Source organism: Tessaracoccus yangjingae, assembly GCF_054483935.1.
The window spans coordinates 2,364,633-2,382,337 of record NZ_CM137014.1 but is presented as its reverse complement, the minus strand read 5'-3'; the positions used below and the strand labels follow the sequence as shown (position 1 = coordinate 2,382,337).

The window sequence follows — 17,705 nt, the reverse complement described above, 5'->3', positions numbered from 1 at the left end:
GGCACATGGCACATGAGCGAGCCGGCCAGCCGGCCCAGGAATCCGACCTCATCAACGTCGACGAGCTTCTCGCCGCGTACTACGACCGCACCCCGGACCCGGCAAATCCGGATCAGATGGTGGTCTTCGGCACCTCGGGCCACCGCGGCTCGTCGCTGGACACCGCGTTCCAGGACCTGCACATCGCGGCCACGACACAGGCCATCGTCGAGTACCGGGCCGCGCAGGGCACCACCGGGCCGCTGTTCATCGGCAAGGACACGCACGCCCTGTCGCTGCCGGCCTGGAAGACGGCCATCGAGGTGCTGAGCGCCAACGGCGTCGAGATCTGCGCCGAGCGTGAGGACGAGTACACGCCCACCCCCGCGGTGTCGCGGGCCATCATCCGCTACAACCGCCTGCACACGGCGCTGGCGGACGGCATCGTCGTCACTCCGTCCCACAACCCGCCCCGCGACGGCGGCTTCAAGTACAACCCGCCCAACGGCGGCCCCGCGGACTCGGACGCCACGAAGGTGATCGCGGCCCGCGCCAACGAGCTCATGGGCAACCCCGCCGGCATCCGGCGCGCCCGCTACGAGACGGCCGAGGTCAACCGCTACGACTACCGCACCCCCTACTGCGAGGAGCTGGCCACCGCGCTGAACTTCGACGCGATCAAGGCCTCTGGCCTGGTACACGGCGCGGACCCCATGGGCGGCGCCTCGGTGCAGTACTGGGAGCACCTGGCCGAGCTGGGCCTGCCGATCACCGTCGTCAACCCGGCAGTGGATCCCACCTGGCGATTCATGACCCTGGACACCGACGGCAAGATCCGCATGGACTGCTCCTCGCCCAACGCCATGGCCTCCCTGGTGGCACAGCGGGACAGCTTCTCCGTGGCCACCGGCAACGACGCGGACTCGGACCGGCACGGCATCGTCACCCCCGACGCGGGCCTGATGAACCCCAACGCCTACCTGGCAGTGGCGATCAACTACCTGTTCGCCAACCGGCCGGGATGGGCCTCGGACGCCGGCATCGGCAAGACGCTCGTGTCGTCGTCGATCATCGACAAGGTGGCGGCCAAGCTCGGTAGGCGTCTCGTCGAGGTGCCCGTGGGGTTCAAGTGGTTCGTGCCGGGCCTGACCGACGGTTCCATCGGGTTCGGCGGCGAGGAGTCCGCCGGGGCCTCGTTCCTCGCGATGGACGGTTCCACCTGGACCACTGACAAGGACGGGCTGCTGCTCGCCCTGCTGGCCTCCGAGATCATCGCCGTCACGGGCAAGACCCCGTCGCAGCACTACGCCGAGCTCGAGGCCGAGTTCGGTCGCTCCTACTACGCCCGGGTGGACGCCGACGCCAACCGCGAGCAGAAGGCGCGCCTGAGCAGCCTCGGTGCGGACGACGTCACAGTCACGGAGCTGGCGGGAGAGCCGATCACGGCCGTCCTGTCGCACGCCCCCGGCAACAACGCCGCCATCGGCGGCATCAAGGTGACCACCGAGCACGCCTGGTTCGCGGCGCGCCCCTCTGGCACCGAGGACAAGTACAAGATCTACGCCGAGTCGCTGAAGAGCGGGGAGCACCTGGTGGAGGTCCAGGCCGCGGCCAAGGCCCTGGTGGACCAGGCGCTCGCGGGCTGAGCCGGACGGCGGACCCGGTGGGCCCGGTCAGATGCCGTCGGCCTCGTTGGGGGTCTCGATGGAGACCGGGTCCATCCGCATCGTCTGACGGAGGCCGGAGCGCTGGATGACGCGCTGAATGGTGAGGTCGCGGCGGTCGGGGTCCCCCACGTACCGGATCTCCCGGAGCCCCTGCCCCTGCGCCGCGGACTCGAAGACGAAGTGCCCGTAGCCCAGCACCTGGCCCATCAGCGACCGGTACATCGAGATGTCGAGGATGCGGGTCATCGGCATGGTGGCCAGCGACCGGTCGAACACGCCGTGCACGCGGAACACCCGCATGTTGGTGATGACGAAGCGGTCCATGCGCGCCACGTGCACCTTCCAGAGGCCCACCCCGATCACCGCGACCCCCAGGATCACGGGGCCCCACCAGAGCGAGTCCGCCCCGAACGCGGCCAGGAGCAGCGGGATTCCCAACGAGGCGAGGGCGTACCACCAGAAGGTGGCGGCCCAGTGCTTGCGGACCTCGTCGATGACCACCTCGCCCTCGTCCACGAGGAGGTGCCCCTGCACGTCGGGCACGACGAGGCTGCGGAAGAAGTTCACCTCAGGCGGCCAGCGAGGTGAAGAACCGTCCGATCGCCTCGAAAGCTCCGAAGAAGGACTTGACCGCCTCGGCCGCGGCCTCTGGCCGGGTGAACAGGTAGAACAACACGAAGGCGGCCACCAGCAACAACAGGGCCTTCTTCAGCCAACCAATCACGGCGTCCTCCTCGCGTCGTTCGGCTGCCAGTCTGCCGCACCGCCCAGCGTTGTCCGCGACGACGCGCCGACGGTGGGCACTGTTCTCCCACCCCCGAGGCCCGTGGCCGGGTCGCGTGTGGGAAACTGGCGCCCATGGACAACTCTGATCTCTTCATCTGCATCGATCACGTCGGCCTGGCCGTCCCGGACCTCGACGAGGCCGTCAAGTTCCACACCGAGACCTTCGGCTGGCGCGAGCTGCACCGCGAGGTCAACGAGGAGCAGGGCGTGGCCGAGGCCATGATCGGGACCGGCGAGCAGGGCGAGGAGAACGCCAAGATCCAGCTGCTGGCCCCCCTCAACGAGAACTCGACCATCGCCAAGTTCCTGACCAAGAACGGCCCCGGCATGCAGCAGCTGGCCTACCGCGTCGCGGACCTGGACCACGTCTCCGCGGTCCTGAAGGAGCGCGGCATGCGCCTCCTCTTCCCCGAGGCCAAGCGCGGCACCGGCGGTTCACGCATCAACTTCGTGCACCCCAAGGACGCCCGCGGCGTGCTGCTGGAGCTGGTGGAGCTGCCGAAGGAGCCCGCCGAGCACTGATCATCGAGCTATCGAGGAGGGCAGGGTGCACGCACCCTGCCCTCTTCGCCCGTGCGGAGCGACTAGGCTCGGTGGAGACGAACCCCGTCCATGAGAGGAGTGCCGGTGTCCGCACCCAGGAGCGACTTCGACAGCGAAGAGACCGGTCTCAACCTGTTCGATGACCGTGCGACCGCGGCGGGCAGCTTCCCGCACTCGATGCTGGGCTACGACAAGCACGCCGTGGACAGCTACGTCCGCGAGGTCGAGACGCAGGTCAGCCAGTTGAAGATGCAGGTGCGCGAGCGCACCCGCGAGATCGCCTTCATCAAGGCCGAGCAGGGCACCACCGACTTCACCCGCCTCGGCGCGCACGCCACGGGGCTGCTTCGTTCCGCGGAGGCGCAGGCGGGAGACATCGTCTCCACCGCCCAGCAGGAGGCCGAACGCATCAAGACCGAGGCCCGGCGCACCGCCGCCACCCTCCGCGAGTCGGCGCAGCAGGAGGCGGACGACGTACGGCTGACCGGGCTCGCCGGGCTGCGCGAGCTGCGCCAGCAGCAGGCCGACGCCGGCAAGGCCACCCTCGAGATGGCCAGGCGGGACGCGGACCTGATCGTCGCCGACGCGCGCGCCAAGGCCAAGGCGGTCCTGGACGCGGCCAACCTCGAAGCCGCCGCGCTGCTGGAAAGCGCCAAGATCGAGGGCGCCCGCCGCGCGCAGGACGCGTCGCGGGCCGGCTCCGAGATCAGGCTCGCCGCTGAACGGTCGGCCGAGGAGACGCTGGCCGCGGCCGCCGCCACGGCCAGGGAGGCGGAGCAGTCGCTGAAGGATCGGCTCGCCCAGGCCGACAAGGAGGCGACCGACGCCGCCGCGCGGGCCGCGGAGGCGCGTGAGGAGGCCCAGCGGATCCGTGCCGAGGCGGTGGCCTCGGCGGAGGAGATCAGGCTCGGCGCCACGCGGGAGAGCGAGGAGACGTTGGCGACCATGCACGCCAGGGCCCGGGACGCGGAGACCGCGCTCGAGGAGAAGGTGGCCTGGCGCAAGGAGCAGCTCGAGCGTGAGATCGCGGCGCTGGAGAGCCGCCGTGCCACCGCGCTGGCCCAACTCAGCAACCTCCGCGCGCTCGCCGAGGAGTCGGCCCGCTTCGAGGACGACCTGACAGCTGTGATCACGAAGGACGACACCCCCCAGTGACCGGCCCGACCGACGACGCGGCGGAGCCGGCCCAGGCACCCGCCCCACCACCGCGGCGTCGCGGCCTGTTCCGCCGCGGGGCGGGCATGATGGCCCAGAGTGCCCGCACCCTCCTGACGCCCACGCCCGAGCCCATCATCGTGCCGGTCCCGCCTGCCGCTGTGGACCCGCGGGAGCGGTCCCCGTGGCCGTCCCCGTTCCTGTTCGGCTTCATGGGTGCCTTGGGTGTGTTGATGGCAGTGGCCCTCGCCCAGGCGATCATCACCGTGCAGAGCGTCCTCATCCTCGTGGTGATGGCCCTCTTCCTGGCGCTGGGCCTCAGCCCTGCCGTCGAGTTCCTCACCCGACGGCGCATGCCCAGGCCGTTCGCGGTGACCATCGTGACCATCGGGCTGCTGGCCGTCATCGCCCTCGGCGTCACGGCACTGGTGCCCGTGCTGACCGAGCAGACCGCTGCGCTGACCCGGAACCTGCCTCAGCTGTTGCAGAACCTGGCTCAACACCCCCAGATCGCCGCATGGGAGGAGGAGTACAACATCACCCAGACCGTCACGGACTTCTTCGCCTCGGGCGCGCTGATCAACAACCTGTTCGGTGGCCTGTGGGGTGCAGGGCGCCTGGTGGCCAACCTGGTGTTCTCAGTGATCGTGACCCTGGTGCTGACGGTCTACTTCCTCGCCTCGCTCCCCACCATCAAGGAGACGCTCTACGCGTTCGCCCCCAGGAGCCGACGCGCACGCACCAGGTACCTGGCCGATGAGATCTTCCGGGGCGTGTCTGGCTACATCACCGGCATGTTCGTCATCGTATCGGTGGCCTCGGTGTGCGCGTTCGTGTTCATGAACATCGCAGGCCTCGGCAGCTACTCGCTGGCGCTCGCGTTCGTCGTGGCCCTGTTCTGCTTCATCCCCCTGATCGGGTCCTCTCTGGCGATGGCGAGCGTGGCCGTCGTGGCGTTCGCCGTCAACCCCACCATCGGGATCGCCACCATCATCTACTTCCTCATCTACCAGCAGTTCGACGCCTACGTCCTGTACCCCACAGTCCTGAAGCGCACCGTGAAGGTGCCAGGAGCTCTGGTGGTGCTGTCCGCCATCGTCGGCGGGATGCTGTTCGGGGTCATCGGAGCGGTCATCGCCATCCCCACCACGGCGGCACTCCTGCTGCTCTACCGCGAGATCGTGCAGCCTGCGCTGGACGCGGCCTGACGTCTTGGTAGGTTGGCCCAGTGCGTTTGGTGGTAGCGAAGTGTCAGGTGGACTACGTCGGAAGGCTGACGGCCCACCTGCCGATGGCCACCCGGCTGATCCTGGTCAAGGCCGACGGGTCCGTCTCGGTGCACGCCGATGACCGCGCCTACAAGCCGCTCAACTGGATGAGCCCCCCCTGCACCCTCACCGTGGACGCCCCGGACGTGGAGGCCGCCGAGGCGCTCGGCGTGACCGAGGTGTGGCAGGTGAGAGCCAAGGACGGCGACACCCTGCGAATCCTGGTGGCGGAGGTCCTGCATGATTCGGCCCACGAGCTCGGGCTGGATCCCGGCCTGCAGAAGGACGGCGTCGAGGCGCACCTCCAGGCGCTCCTGGCCGAACACCCCGGCACCCTGGGCGACGGCATGAAGCTGATCCAGCGCGAATACCTCACGCCCATCGGACCCGTCGACCTGCTGCTGCGCGACGACCGCGGGGCCTACGTCGCCGTCGAGGTGAAGCGTCGCGGCGAGATCGACGGCGTCGAGCAGTTGACGCGATATCTGGACCTCATGAACCGGGACCCGCACCTGGCGCCGGTGAGGGGCATCTTCGCCGGCCAGCAGATCAAGCCGCAGGCGCGCACGCTGGCGGCCGATCGGGGCATCGAGTGGCGCCTCATCGATTACGACGCGCTACGCGGCCTGGACAACGCTGACGAGCGGTTGTTCTGATGGCCAGGCGCCCCTCGAAGCACCTCCGCGCGCCGCGACCCCTGCTGTCCGGCGGGTCGCAGAGCCGGGTGCACCGCCGGGGGGTGGACTACATCGTGCGCAGCGTGCCGGCCCAGCGCTCCGAGAAGGAGTACCGGTGTCCCGGCTGCCACCAGAGGATCGCTCCCGGCACGGCTCACGTCGTCGCATGGCCGGCCATGCCGCCGCTGGGCGCCGAGACGGGGCTGGAACTCCGTCGGCATTGGCACACCCACTGCTGGGCGGCACACCGGTGAGCCTGCACGAGATGGTCGTCGGGTCGGGGCCGGTCCAGGCCGTGTTCCTGCACGGCCTGTTCGGCCAGGGCAAGAACTTCGGCACCGTGGCGGCCAGGCTGGGCGATGTGGCCACCTGCCACCTCGTCGACCTGCCGAACCACGGGCGCTCAGCGTGGACCGAGGAGTTCTCACTGGACGGCCAGGCCGAGGTGGTCGGTGACTGGCTGGCCTCCCGCTTCGACTCCCCCGTGGCCCTCATCGGTCACTCCCTCGGGGGCAAGATCGCGATGCGTCTGGCGTTGCGCCGGGGCGAGCTGGTCGAGCGGCTCATGGTGCTGGACATCTCGCCTGCCCGCAACGTCGCGGCGGCGACCTTCGTCAACCTCGTGGCGGCGCTGCGCACCCTGGATCTCGACGACCTGACCAGCCGCGCCCAGGCCGACGAGGCCCTGGCCGAGCTGATCCCGGACGTCACGGTGCGCCGCTTCCTGCTCCAGAACCTCCGCCACAAGGGTCAGCACTGGTCCTGGCTGGCCAACCTCGACCTGCTCGGCGATTCACTCCACGCCGTAGGCGGCTGGCCCGCCATCGACGGCAGCTACGACGGTCCGGTCCTGTGGGTCAACGGTGGCCGTTCACCGTACGTTCAACCTGAGCACCTCGAGCCGATGCGCCGCCTCTTCCCGCGCGTGCTGCAACTCACCTTGAAGCGCGCGGGCCACTGGGTGCACGCCGACGACCCGGACGGGTTCGTCACCGTCGCCCGGCATTTCCTCACCGCTGACCGGTAGTGGCGCTCAGCCGAGGGTGACGGAGGTGATCTTCGCCTCAGCGATGGGCGAGGTCTGGTCCGCGGCGTCCACGCCCTGCGCCGCGATCCCGCCCACCACGTCCAGTCCTGCCTGATCCATGGTCCCGAAGACGGTGTACTCCGGCGGCAGGGGCGTGTCGGCCCAGACCAGGAAGAACTGCGCGCCGCCCGTGTTGGGCGGCTGCCGCTTGGCCATGGCGACGGTGCCGGCGGGGTAGCTGGGGGCCGGAACGAGCTCGTCGGGGATGGTGTAGCCCGGACCACCCGTGCCGGTGGCGGTGGGATCACCGCACTGGAGGATGAAGATCCCGTAGTCCACGAGTCGGTGGCACTCGGTGTCGTCGAAGTACCCCTGCTCCGCGAGGGAGACGAACGAGTTGACGGTGCAGGGTGCCTTCGCGCGGTCCAGGGTGAGGTTCACGTCACCCGCGGTCAGGTGGAGGGTCACTCCCACGGTGCCCTGATCGGACACGTTGTCACCGTTCGGGGGGTCGACGGGGCGGGCGGGCTCCCCGTCGGACGGGTACTCGCACTCCACGCCCGAGGCCGCCTCGACGTTGCCGTCGTTGGACTCGTTCGCGTTCTGACAGCCCGTGACGGCGAGCATCGCCGCCACGGTCAGGAGGGTGAGGGGTCGCATGCGCACGTGCCCCAGCTTGGCATAGATTGGGGGCATGGTCACACTCTCCAAGATCTACACGCGCACCGGTGACGCCGGCACCACCCGGCTCTCGGACAACTCCGAGGTCCCCAAGACGGACCTCCGCGTTGAGGCCTACGGGCACGTCGACGAGGCCAACGCGGCCATCGGTGTCGCGGTCGCGACAGGGGGGCTCCCCCCGCGGGTGGTGGAGATGCTTGCCCTCATCAGCAACGAGCTGTTCGACGTCGGGGCGGACCTGTCCACGCCGCTGAACCCGGCGCCGCCGTGGCCGCCGCTCCGGATCGAGCAGCCCTCGGTGGACCGGCTGGAGGCCTACTGCGACGAGCTCCAGGAGTCGCTGCCGGTGCTGCGTAGCTTCATCCTTCCCGGCGGTACCCCCGCGGGCGCGCAGCTGCACGTGGCGCGCACCGTCGCGAGGCGGGCCGAGAGGGCCGCCTGGCGCTGCGTCGACGCCCACGGCACAGCCCCCGACGGCGGGGTCAACCTCCTGGCCATCACCTACCTCAACCGGCTGTCCGACCTGCTGTTCATCATGTCGCGGGCAGCGAACGGCACTGCGGGCGAGATCCTCTGGGTGCCGGGCACGGACCGGGTGAAGCCCGCCTGAACACCCACCCGCTCAGCGGGGGGAGTCGGCGCTGGACGGGAGGTAGTGGCTGCCGGGGGGCGCCGATTCCAGCCAGCTCATCAGCGCAAGGACCTCGTCGCTGGCCATCGCCAGCGTGTGGACGTGCGCCGTCGTGCGGTCCTTGACCGTCACGATGACCGAATTGTCGAACAGCGCGATGGCCTCGATCCCCTCCGGGGATCGCCGGTGCAGGTAGGTGGTCGCGGCGCGCTGCAGCACCATCTGCGGCTTCAGACCGAACGAGAACGAACGGAACCACTCCAGGCTCTCGCCCCGGAACCGGGCCATGCCGAGAACCCAGCCGGCCCCTGGAGAGTCGTCACGCACGCGATGCGCGCAGTCGAAGAGTCCGCCCTGGCCGGTGAGCCAGCGGCGGCGGAGGTAGAGCAGCACGAAGGGCAGCAGCACCACGGCGATGATGATCACCGCGGTCATGACAAACTGCCACACCACCGCTCGCCACTCCCGTCCGGGTCGCTGGACCCTGATATGCGCTCAGGGCAGCTCCCCCGATTTCGGAAGAGCCGCCCTGAGCGGTTCACAGCTGTTAGGTTGTCGCCCTTTCACCGGCGCGGATCTGGGCCTGGAGGATACGGAGGTGATGCAGCTCGTCGTCGTCGGCGTCGCCCTGCATGGCTTTGGCCTCCAACGTGGACGCCTCCCGGCGGGCCTCATCCAGTCCCACCTCGTGGCCGAGGGTCGCAGACTGGCTGAGCACCGACACGCGCCCATGGGCCACGGAGATATAGCCGCCGTCGACGGCCAGAGACTCGCTTCGGCCGTCGGCCGTGACGATCTCGACCACGCAGGGCACCAACACCGCCAGGAGCGGCTCGTGACCGGGGAGGATGCCGATGTCGCCCTCAACCGTCCGCGCGATGATGTTGACCGACTCGCCCGACCAGACCAGGCGGTCCGCCGCGACGACCTCGACGTGGAGCGGGGGCCTGGCCACGATCAGTCTTCCTTCTGGATCTTCGACCAGTTGGCCATCACGTCGTCCATGCCACCCACGTTGAAGAACGCCTGCTCGGCGATGTGGTCGACATCGCCGCGGGTGATCATCTGGAACGCCTCGATGGTGTCTGCCAGCGGCACCGTGGAGCCCGGGATGTTGGTGAACTTCTCGGCCATGTAGGTGTTCTGCGAGAGGAACTGCTGGATGCGACGCGCGCGGTTGACGACGATCTTGTCCTCCTCGGACAGCTCGTCGACGCCCAGGATGGCGATGATGTCCTGCAGCTCCTTGTTGCGCTGAAGGATCTGCTTCACGCGCACCGCGGTGTCGTAGTGCACCTGGCCGATGTACTGCGGGTCCAGGATGCGGCTCGACGACGACAGCGGGTCCACGGCCGGGTAGAGGCCACGCGAGGCGATCTCGCGGGACAGCTCAGTGGTGGCGTCCAGGTGCGCGAACGTGGTGGCCGGCGCCGGGTCGGTGTAGTCGTCGGCCGGCACGTAGATGGCCTGCATCGAGGTGATCGAGTGGCCCTTGGTGGAGGTGATCCGCTCCTGCAGCTGACCCATTTCGTCGGCCAGGTTGGGCTGGTAGCCCACCGCCGAGGGCATGCGGCCGAGCAGCGTCGACACCTCGGAACCCGCCTGCGTGAAGCGGAAGATGTTGTCGATGAACAGCAGCACGTCCTGGTTCTGGACGTCGCGGAAGTACTCGGCCATCGTCAGGGCGGACAGGGCGACGCGCAGACGCGTGCCCGGGGGCTCGTCCATCTGACCGAACACCAGCGCGGTGTCCTTGAGGACGCCCGCCTCCTCCATCTCGTTGATGAGGTCGTTGCCCTCGCGGGTGCGCTCCCCCACACCGGCGAACACCGAGGTGCCGCCGAAGTTGTGGGCGATGCGGTAGATCATCTCCTGGATGAGGACCGTCTTGCCGACGCCGGCGCCGCCGAACAGGCCGATCTTGCCGCCCTTCACGTACGGGGTGAGGAGATCCAGCACCTTGATGCCGGTCTCCAGCATCTCGGTGCGGGGCTCGAGGGCGTCGAACTTCGGCGCCGCGCGGTGGATGGGCCAACGCTCGGTGATCTCGATGGTGGACGGGTCCACGTTCAGCACATCACCGGTCACGTTCCAGACGTGGCCCTTGGTGACGTCGCCCACCGGCACCGAGATGGGCGCCCCGGTGTCGCGCACCTCGGCGCCACGACGCATGCCGTCGGTGGGCTTGAGCGCGATGGCGCGGACCAAGTTGTCGCCCACGTGCAGGGCCGTCTCCATGGTCATGGTCCGCTTCTCGCCCATGACCTCGGTCTCGACCAGCAGCGCGTTGCCGATCGACGGGATCTGATCAGCCGCGAACTCGACGTCGACGACGGGGCCGATGACGCGGGCAACTCGACCGACGCCACCGGTGGTGGCCGGCGACGTCTCGCTAACAGTGGCAGTCATTAGTTCCTCATTCGTTTGACGGCTACTCGGACAGCGCCGAGGCGCCACCGACGATTTCAGTGATTTCTTGGGTGATCTCCGCCTGGCGGGCCTGGTTCGCCTCGCGGGTGAGCTGCTCGATCAGCGCCTGGGCGTTGTCCGTCGCGGACTTCATCGCCCGCTGGCGGCTGGCCAGCTCAGAGGCCGCCGACTGCAGCAGGGCGCTGTAGATGCGGTTGGCCACGAACAGCGGCAGGAGCGAGTCCAGCACCGTGCGGATGTCCGGCTCGAAGTGGAAGAACGGGTTGAGCTCCTCCGATGCGGGGTCAGGATCCACCGGGGCGTCCTCGACGACGAGCGGCAACAGGCGCCGGGTGGTCGCGGTCTGGGTGAGCATCGACACGAAGCGGGTGTTGACCACGTGCAGCTGGTCCACGCCCCCCTCCTCGGTGGGCTGCAGGAACTTGTCCAGCAGCACCTGGGCGATCTCACGAGCGTTGTCGTAGGTGGGCCGGTCGGAGAAGCCGGTCCAGCTCCTCTCGACGGGACGCTTGCGGAAGTCGTAGTAGGCCACGCCCTTCTGCCCCGTGATGTACATCACGACGTCCTGGCCCTCGCCCTTGAGCTTGGTGTGCAGCTGCTCGGCCGCCTTGATCACGTTGGCCGAGTACGCCCCGGCCAGGCCGCGGTCCGATGTCACCAGCAGAACCGCGGAGCGGCGCGGCTGTTCGACGTCGACAAGGAGCGGGTGATCCAGATCGTGCGCGCTGGCCAGGGACGAGACCGCCCTGGTCAGCTCACGCGTGTACGGCAGCGCGGACCGGGCCGCGTTCTGCGCCTTGATGATGCGCGACGCGGCGATCAGCTCCATGGCGCGGGTGATCTTCTTCGTCGTGCTCACCGACCTCCGGCGCTCGCGAAGCTCCCGCAGACTGCTAGCCATCGACTAACCCCGCTTCTGGCGGACGATCGTCTCCTGGCCGATCTCCTCGTCCGCGAGCGGCTTGTGCTCCTCGCGCCCCACGAGCAGCTTGCCCTCGGAGGTGCGGAAGACGGTCTTGAAATCACCCAGTGCTTTGAGGGTGGCGTCCTTGAGGTCATCACCGAAGAGCTGGGTCTGGGCGATGGTCTGCAGCACACTGCCGTTGTGGCCGAGGTGCTCAAGGAACTCCTGCTCGAAGCGCAGCACGTCGTCGACCGGAACGTCGTCGAAGTGGCCTTCGATGCCCGCCCACACGGACACGACCTGGTCCTCGACCGGGTAGGGGGCGTACTGGCCCTGGCGGAGCAGCTCGGTGAGCCGCGCACCACGGTCGAGCTGCCGTCGCGTGGCCGCGTCCAGGTCGGAGGCGAACATGGCGAAGGCCTGCATGTCGCGGTACTGCGCCAGGCTGATCTTCAGCGACCCGGCCACGGCCTTCATGGCCTTGATCTGCGCGGCACCACCGACTCGCGACACCGACACACCCACGTCGACGGCGGGGCGCTGGTTGGCGTTGAACAGGTCCGACTGGAGGAAGATCTGTCCGTCGGTGATCGAGATCACGTTGGTGGGGATGTAGGCCGACACGTCGTTGGCCTTGGTCTCGATGATGGGCAGACCCGTCATCGAGCCGCCGCCGAGCTCATCGGAGAGCTTGGCGCAGCGCTCCAGGAGACGGGAGTGGAGGTAGAACACGTCGCCGGGGTAGGCCTCGCGGCCCGGGGGCCGGCGCAGCAGCAGGGACATGGCGCGGTACGCCTCGGCCTGCTTGGTCAGGTCGTCGAACACGATGAGCACGTGGGCGCCCTGGTACATCCAGTGCTGGCCGATGGCCGAACCGGAGTAGGGGGCGATGTACTTGAAGCCCGCGGGGTCGGAGGCCGGGGAGTGCACGATGGTGGTGTACTCCAGCGCGCCTGCAGCCTCGAGGGTGCTGCGGACCTCAGCGATCGTCGAGCCCTTCTGGCCGATGGCGACGTAGATGCAGCGGACCTGCTTCTTCTTGTCGCCGGACTCCCAGTTGGCCTTCTGGTTGATGATCGCGTCGATCGCGATGGCCGTCTTGCCCGTCTTGCGGTCACCGATGATGAGCTGACGCTGGCCTCGGCCGATCGGGATCATCGCGTCGATGGCCTTGAGGCCGGTCTGCAGGGGCTCGCGCACCTCCTGCCGGTCCATGACGCCGGCCGCCTGGAGCTCCAGCGCCCGTCGGCCGTCGATGTCGGTGATCTCGCCGAGGCCGTCGATCGGGTTGCCCATGGCATCCACGACGCGGCCGAGGTACCCGTCGCCGACGGGGACGGACAGCACGTCGCCCGTGCCGTGCACGATGGAGCCCTCGTCGATGCCCTCGGAGTCCCCGAGGACGACGACGCCGATCTCACGCTCGTCCAGGTTGAGTGCGATGCCCAGAGTGCCGTTCGCGAAGCGCAACAGCTCGTTCGCCATCGCCGAGGGGAGACCCTCGACCCGCGCGATGCCGTCTCCCGAGGTCACGACGGTGCCGACCTCGGTCCGTGAAGCGGCCTGGGGCTGGTAAGACTGGACAAAGTCGTCCAGCGCGCTGCGGATCTCGTCCGGACTGATGGTGAGTTCAGCCATTGCGTTATCTACTTTCGTCTAACGGGAGTTGAGTTGCCGACGAGCCTGGTCAAGCCGGGCGGCAACGGTTGATTCGATGACGTCGTCGTCGATGGCCACATTCATGCCGCCGAGGACCGAGGGGTCCACGTCGATCTGCAGGGACACGGTGCGGCCGACCTGGGCCTCCAGGGCCCTCTTGAGCCGCGCGACGCGCGCCTCATCGAGAGGTCGTGCCACCGTGACGCGGGCGATCTTCTCTCCGGCCACGTCCGCCGCCATCTCCAGGATGGTGCCGACCGTCTGCGCGATGTTGCGGCGCCTGGCCCTGACGGCCCGCCCCGCGAGGGTTCGGGTGACAGGGTGGACCTTGCCCGCGATCAGGGTGTCCACGAGGGACTTCTTGGCCTCGACGGGGTAGGTCTGGTTGCGCAGGGTCCCGGCCAGCTCGGGCGACGAGTCGATGGTGGCCGCCAGCGCGTGAAGCTGGTCCGCCACCTCGTCGATGTCCCCGGCCCGGTGAGCCGACTGGAGCGCCAGGCGAATGCCCTGCCGCTCGATGCCCGCCACCATGTCCGCGCCGCTGCCCCAGGACGCGCCGAGCACTTCCGTGATGACGGCAAGCGTCGACGCCGACACGCGACCGCCGAACAACCGCTTCGCCAGCCCTGAGCGATCCTCGAACGAGGCCGACGGATCCGACAGGGAACGACGCAGCATCGGCTGGCCGTCGATCAGGTCGACGACGGCGAACAGCTCGCTCGCCGTGGCGGCATCGGCAGAGAGGCCGTCCACAGACGAATCGAGTCCAGCGGGTGCGGCGCCGCGGGCCATCATCGGGCCTGACCCGCCGACTCGAGCTCAGCCAGGAACCGGTCGACGGTGCGCATGGCGCGCTCGTCATCGGTGAGCGACTCGCCGACGATCTTGCCGGCCAGCACGGTGGCCATACCGCCCACCTCGCCCCGGAGGTCGTGGACGAGCTGTGCCCGTTCGGCCTCAAGCTGCACCCGGCCGGCCTCGAGAATCCGCTGGGACTCCTTCGATGCCTTGTCGCGGGCCTCGGCGAGCACTGTCGCGGACTGGTTCTTCGCGTCCTCACGGATGCGGGCGGCCTCTTCGCGGGCAGCGGCCAGCTGGTCGCTGTATTCGGCGAGTGCAGCCGCGGCCTTGGCTTCCGCCGCCGCCGCCCGCTGCATGCCGCCCTCGATCTTGTTCGAGCGCTCCTCGTACATCTTCTCGAAGGCCGGTACCACGGCCTTGCGCATCAGCACGTAGATCAGCAGCATCAGGACGATGCCGACGACGATCTCCGAGAGATAGTGGGGCAGCAGGGGCCCCAGATCGATCTCGAGAAGCGCCCCGGTGAAGGGGAACATGATGCTGCTCAGAGGACGAAGGCGAGGGCGATGGCGATGATGGCGAGAGCCTCAACCACGGCGAAGCCGATGAAGGCGGTGCCCATCATGGCGCCACGGGCCTCGGGCTGGCGGGCCGTGCCGTTGATGACCGACGCGAAGATCCAGGCGACGCCGAGGGCCGGCGCGATCGTGGCGATCGCGTAGCCGATCATGTTCAGCGAGCCGGTGATTTCGAGGAGGGACATTGATTTTTCCTTTCGGATGGCTTCTGAGAACGGGCTTGTTTCTCAGGAGTCGGATTGACTTAGTGCGCCTCGGCGATCGAGGTGGACACGTACTGGGCGGTGAGGACCGTGAAGATGTAGGCCTGCAGGGCGCCGATGAACAGCTCCAGGCAGAGGATGATGAGGCTGAACGCGAGCGAGACGCCGCCGGCCACATTGAAGAACAGGTTGTCCTGCACCGTGAGGAGGTAGCCGCCGCCCACCACGAACACCATGACCACGAGATGGCCGGCGAACAGGTTGGCGAAGAGACGCAGGGCCAGCGTGATCGGGCGCGTGATGAACGTGGCCAGGAACTCCAGGGGGATGACCAGCACCAGCAGATAGGCGGGCACGCCCTCGGGGATGAGGGCCTTCTTCAGGAATCCGCCGAAGCCCCACTTGCGGAAGCCGGCGCCCACGTAGATCAGCCAGGACAGGAAGGCCAGGCCGTAGGCGTAGCCGACGTTGGAGAACGTGGGGTACATGAAGAGGAAGAACTCGCCGAACCAGTTGTTGACCAGGATGAACGAGAACAGGCCCAGCAGGTAGGGCAGGTACTTCTTGAAGTCGTGGTGGAGAATGTCGCGCGCGATGCCGTTGCGCACGAACTCGTAGACGTACTCAGCCAGGAACTGCGACTTGGTGGGCTTGACCTTGAGGTTCCTGGAGGCGAGCCACCACACGATCATGACCAGCGCGGCCCCGATCAGGGCCTGGAAGAACGGCCTGTTCATCCAGTCCGGAAGCACGCCCGGCCAGACGGAGTACCACAGGAAATCGTCGGTGCCTGGGGGGTGGTATCCGCCCTCGCTACCGGTCTCCATCGGAAGTAGCCCCAGTGTCACGTACCGCTCCCGTATCGCTTGATGATGAGGTAGAGGCTGGTCACAAGGCCCAGGATCAGGCCGAGCGGCAGCATCCACGAGGTATTCAGGAAGTAGTCCCCGACCCAGCCGAGGCCACCGTAGAAGATGATCCCGCTGAGCAGGTAGCTGAGCACGAGCATGCCGTCGTCTGAGCGCCTTCCAGGTCCTTCTGGCGCGTTCCCCGACGGTGAATTGCCCATGTCGTGAGTGAGCCTAGCGGAAACGCGGCGCCGAATCATATTCCGTCGGAGGTCAGTCCAGGGACGGGGGGTGGTATTCGGTGTCGTAGACGGGCACCCGCTGGCGCGCCGCCACGAGCACCACCCCCGTCACCCAGGCCAGGACGGTTCCGGCCACGCTGAGGAGCAACCAGCCGTCCCTCACCAGCGGCGCGACGGCGGGGTGACTGAGGATGAACCACAGCCCGGCCGCGATCCCGATCACCCGCACCGCGTAGCTGACCAGCACCAGAGCCATCCCCTGGAAGTCGGCGAGCTCCGAGGCCACCACCTCGATGGCCTGACCCACGGAGTAGAAGATGACGACGGCGGCGAACCCCAGCGCCGCGGTGACCGCGGCGGGAGCACCACCCAGCGCCAGCGCAAGCCCGATGACCGTCAGGCCGACGGTATGGCCGCCCACCAGGCCGCCGATCATCATCTGCCGGGCGCGCCTCGTGGCGTCCGTGACCCGTCGCTCAGCCACGGCGCTCGTCTGCGGCCACGTCAGGTTCCGCGGCCACCTCGGCCGGCGCCGAGCGCACCGGCCGGATCGTCAGGCCGAGGACGGTCAGCAGCGCGAGGCCGACGACCCACCCCATGTAGGGCCAGCTCGACAGCGCGATCGCCACCAGGCCCACCGACACCACGGCCGTCCAGCCGTACATGAGCAGCACGGCCCCCCAGTGCGAGTGGCCCATCGCCAGCAGCCGGTGGTGCAGGTGCTGCTTGTCCGCGTGGAAGACGTGCTGCCCCTTCCAGGTTCGCCGGGCCCAGGCGAGGATCAGGTCGGCGATGGGCAGCGCGAGGGCGGCCAGCGGCAGCAGGATGGGCAGCAGGGCGGGCAGCAGGTTGCCGTCCTGCTGGTCCGTGGCTCCGGGATCGAGCTGGCCGGTGAACGAGATGGCGCTCATGGCCATGAGCAGCCCGAGCAGCATCGCCCCCGAATCTCCCATGAACATCTTCGCCGGGTGGAAGTTGTGCAGCAGGAAGCCCGCCGCGATGCCGCAGGTGGCCACGGTGATGAGACTCGCCGTGGTGGCCCGGACCAGCTCCTGCTCGTAGGCGAGCACATAGGTGTAGCTGAAGAATGCGCCCGAACCGATGGTCACCACGCCCGCCGCGAGACCGTCCAGCCCGTCGACGAAGTTGACCGCGTTGACGCACAGGGCGATGAAGAAGACAGTGATCAGGATGCTGGTGACGTCGTCCAGCGCGACGATCCTGTTGGGCAGCGGGATCCAGTAGATCCGCACCCCCTGCAGCACCGCGACACCGGCGGCGAGCACCTGCCCGCCGAGCTTGACCATGGCGGGCATGTCGTACTTGTCGTCGAGCACCCCGATGACCGTGATGATGAGGCCGGCCCACACGACCGCCCAGGCGTCGTGCTCCACCGTGGTGTAGCGGCCCAGGAACGGCATCTGCAGGGCCAGCAGGAACGCCACGACGAGGCCACCGAACATGGCGACGCCGCCGAAGTACGGGATGGGTTCGGTGTGGACGTCGCGGCTGCGCACCGTGGCGAGCGCGCCCGTGCGCACGGCGATGCTCCGGGCCAGGCCCGCCAGGAGATAGGTCGTGCCGGCGGCGACGAGCAGCACCAGGAGGTATTCGCGCATGTGCGGG

General features: G+C 68.5%; 23 protein-coding genes. 8 read left to right on the top strand and 15 right to left on the bottom strand.

Annotated features, from left to right (window positions below):
* The first annotated feature begins 5 nt into the window (after positions 1-5).
* Positions 6-1,625: a phosphoglucomutase (alpha-D-glucose-1,6-bisphosphate-dependent) gene (gene pgm / locus ACX1D3_RS10630; RefSeq protein WP_458993851.1), complete on the top strand. Its 1,620-nt coding sequence runs from the start codon at positions 6-8 to the stop codon at positions 1,623-1,625.
* A gap of 27 nt (positions 1,626-1,652) precedes the next feature.
* On the opposite strand, the gene ACX1D3_RS10625 is transcribed toward pgm, so the two are convergent.
* On the bottom strand, positions 1,653-2,213 hold the full coding sequence (locus tag ACX1D3_RS10625) for a PH domain-containing protein (protein ID WP_458993850.1): 561 nt from the start codon (positions 2,211-2,213) through the stop codon (positions 1,653-1,655).
* Position 2,214: 1 nt separating this feature from the next.
* Positions 2,215-2,370, bottom strand: coding sequence for a hypothetical protein (locus ACX1D3_RS10620; protein ID WP_458993849.1), 156 nt, complete (start codon positions 2,368-2,370; stop codon positions 2,215-2,217).
* A gap of 134 nt (positions 2,371-2,504) precedes the next feature.
* Here ACX1D3_RS10620 and mce point away from each other — a divergent pair, with 134 nt between their 5' ends.
* The 6 genes from mce (at position 2,505) to ACX1D3_RS10590 (ending at position 7,102) form a co-directional block, all read left to right on the top strand.
* Complete coding sequence (gene mce / locus ACX1D3_RS10615; RefSeq protein ID WP_458993848.1) at positions 2,505-2,954, top strand: methylmalonyl-CoA epimerase; 450 nt, start codon at positions 2,505-2,507, stop codon at positions 2,952-2,954.
* 105 nt (positions 2,955-3,059) lie between these two features.
* Positions 3,060-4,130, top strand: a complete 1,071-nt coding sequence (locus ACX1D3_RS10610; protein ID WP_458993847.1) for a DivIVA domain-containing protein — start codon at positions 3,060-3,062, stop codon at positions 4,128-4,130.
* Positions 4,127-5,338, top strand: a complete 1,212-nt coding sequence (locus ACX1D3_RS10605; RefSeq protein WP_458993846.1) for an AI-2E family transporter — start codon at positions 4,127-4,129, stop codon at positions 5,336-5,338. Before ACX1D3_RS10610 ends, ACX1D3_RS10605 begins: the two co-directional genes overlap by 4 nt.
* A 20-nt stretch (positions 5,339-5,358) precedes the next feature.
* On the top strand, positions 5,359-6,054 hold the full coding sequence (gene nucS, locus ACX1D3_RS10600; protein WP_458993845.1) for an endonuclease NucS: 696 nt from the start codon (positions 5,359-5,361) through the stop codon (positions 6,052-6,054).
* Complete coding sequence (locus ACX1D3_RS10595; RefSeq protein ID WP_458993844.1) at positions 6,054-6,329, top strand: Rv1322 family protein; 276 nt, start codon at positions 6,054-6,056, stop codon at positions 6,327-6,329. Before nucS ends, ACX1D3_RS10595 begins: the two co-directional genes overlap by 1 nt.
* Positions 6,326-7,102 (top strand): alpha/beta fold hydrolase, encoded by a 777-nt coding sequence (locus ACX1D3_RS10590; protein ID WP_458993843.1) that lies wholly within the window; start codon positions 6,326-6,328, stop codon positions 7,100-7,102. The genes ACX1D3_RS10595 and ACX1D3_RS10590 overlap by 4 nt, the downstream gene beginning before the upstream one ends.
* Before the next feature lie 6 nt (positions 7,103-7,108).
* On the opposite strand, the gene ACX1D3_RS10585 is transcribed toward ACX1D3_RS10590, so the two are convergent.
* Positions 7,109-7,798 (bottom strand): peptidylprolyl isomerase, encoded by a 690-nt coding sequence (locus ACX1D3_RS10585; protein WP_458993842.1) that lies wholly within the window; start codon positions 7,796-7,798, stop codon positions 7,109-7,111.
* Between ACX1D3_RS10585 and ACX1D3_RS10580 the strand changes: the two genes are divergently transcribed.
* Complete coding sequence (locus ACX1D3_RS10580; protein WP_458993841.1) at positions 7,797-8,393, top strand: cob(I)yrinic acid a,c-diamide adenosyltransferase; 597 nt, start codon at positions 7,797-7,799, stop codon at positions 8,391-8,393. The two genes, ACX1D3_RS10585 and ACX1D3_RS10580, sit on opposite strands and share 2 nt — an antisense overlap.
* 12 nt (positions 8,394-8,405) lie before the next feature.
* Here the strand turns inward: ACX1D3_RS10580 and ACX1D3_RS10575 are convergent, their stop codons facing one another.
* From ACX1D3_RS10575 to ACX1D3_RS10520, 12 genes are all read right to left on the bottom strand, one after another.
* Positions 8,406-8,849: a DUF2550 domain-containing protein gene (locus ACX1D3_RS10575; protein WP_458993840.1), complete on the bottom strand. Its 444-nt coding sequence runs from the start codon at positions 8,847-8,849 to the stop codon at positions 8,406-8,408.
* Between the two features lie 112 nt (positions 8,850-8,961).
* Positions 8,962-9,369, bottom strand: coding sequence for a F0F1 ATP synthase subunit epsilon (locus ACX1D3_RS10570; protein ID WP_458993839.1), 408 nt, complete (start codon positions 9,367-9,369; stop codon positions 8,962-8,964).
* Positions 9,370-9,371: 2 nt separating this feature from the next.
* Positions 9,372-10,823, bottom strand: coding sequence for a F0F1 ATP synthase subunit beta (gene atpD, locus ACX1D3_RS10565; protein WP_458993838.1), 1,452 nt, complete (start codon positions 10,821-10,823; stop codon positions 9,372-9,374).
* A 22-nt stretch (positions 10,824-10,845) separates the two neighbouring features.
* Entirely contained in the window at positions 10,846-11,745 is a 900-nt protein-coding gene (locus ACX1D3_RS10560) for a F0F1 ATP synthase subunit gamma (protein ID WP_458993837.1), read from the bottom strand.
* A gap of 3 nt (positions 11,746-11,748) precedes the next feature.
* On the bottom strand, positions 11,749-13,386 hold the full coding sequence (gene atpA, locus ACX1D3_RS10555) for a F0F1 ATP synthase subunit alpha (RefSeq protein WP_458993836.1): 1,638 nt from the start codon (positions 13,384-13,386) through the stop codon (positions 11,749-11,751).
* A gap of 18 nt (positions 13,387-13,404) precedes the next feature.
* Positions 13,405-14,160 carry a F0F1 ATP synthase subunit delta gene (locus ACX1D3_RS10550; RefSeq protein WP_458993835.1) on the bottom strand — a complete coding sequence of 252 codons (756 nt, stop codon included), beginning with the start codon at positions 14,158-14,160 and terminating at the stop codon, positions 13,405-13,407.
* A 38-nt stretch (positions 14,161-14,198) separates the two neighbouring features.
* On the bottom strand, positions 14,199-14,744 hold the full coding sequence (locus ACX1D3_RS10545) for a F0F1 ATP synthase subunit B (protein ID WP_458993834.1): 546 nt from the start codon (positions 14,742-14,744) through the stop codon (positions 14,199-14,201).
* A gap of 8 nt (positions 14,745-14,752) precedes the next feature.
* Positions 14,753-14,971: an ATP synthase F0 subunit c gene (locus ACX1D3_RS10540; protein ID WP_182784116.1), complete on the bottom strand. Its 219-nt coding sequence runs from the start codon at positions 14,969-14,971 to the stop codon at positions 14,753-14,755.
* A gap of 59 nt (positions 14,972-15,030) precedes the next feature.
* Positions 15,031-15,816, bottom strand: a complete 786-nt coding sequence (gene atpB / locus ACX1D3_RS10535; RefSeq protein WP_458993833.1) for a F0F1 ATP synthase subunit A — start codon at positions 15,814-15,816, stop codon at positions 15,031-15,033.
* Between the two features lie 17 nt (positions 15,817-15,833).
* Positions 15,834-15,998, bottom strand: a complete 165-nt coding sequence (locus tag ACX1D3_RS10530; RefSeq protein WP_458993832.1) for a hypothetical protein — start codon at positions 15,996-15,998, stop codon at positions 15,834-15,836.
* Positions 15,999-16,110: 112 nt separating this feature from the next.
* Positions 16,111-16,563, bottom strand: coding sequence for a hypothetical protein (locus ACX1D3_RS10525; protein ID WP_458993831.1), 453 nt, complete (start codon positions 16,561-16,563; stop codon positions 16,111-16,113).
* Positions 16,556-17,698, bottom strand: coding sequence for an MraY family glycosyltransferase (locus tag ACX1D3_RS10520; protein WP_458993830.1), 1,143 nt, complete (start codon positions 17,696-17,698; stop codon positions 16,556-16,558). The genes ACX1D3_RS10525 and ACX1D3_RS10520 overlap by 8 nt, the downstream gene beginning before the upstream one ends.
* Positions 17,699-17,705 lie beyond the last annotated feature (7 nt).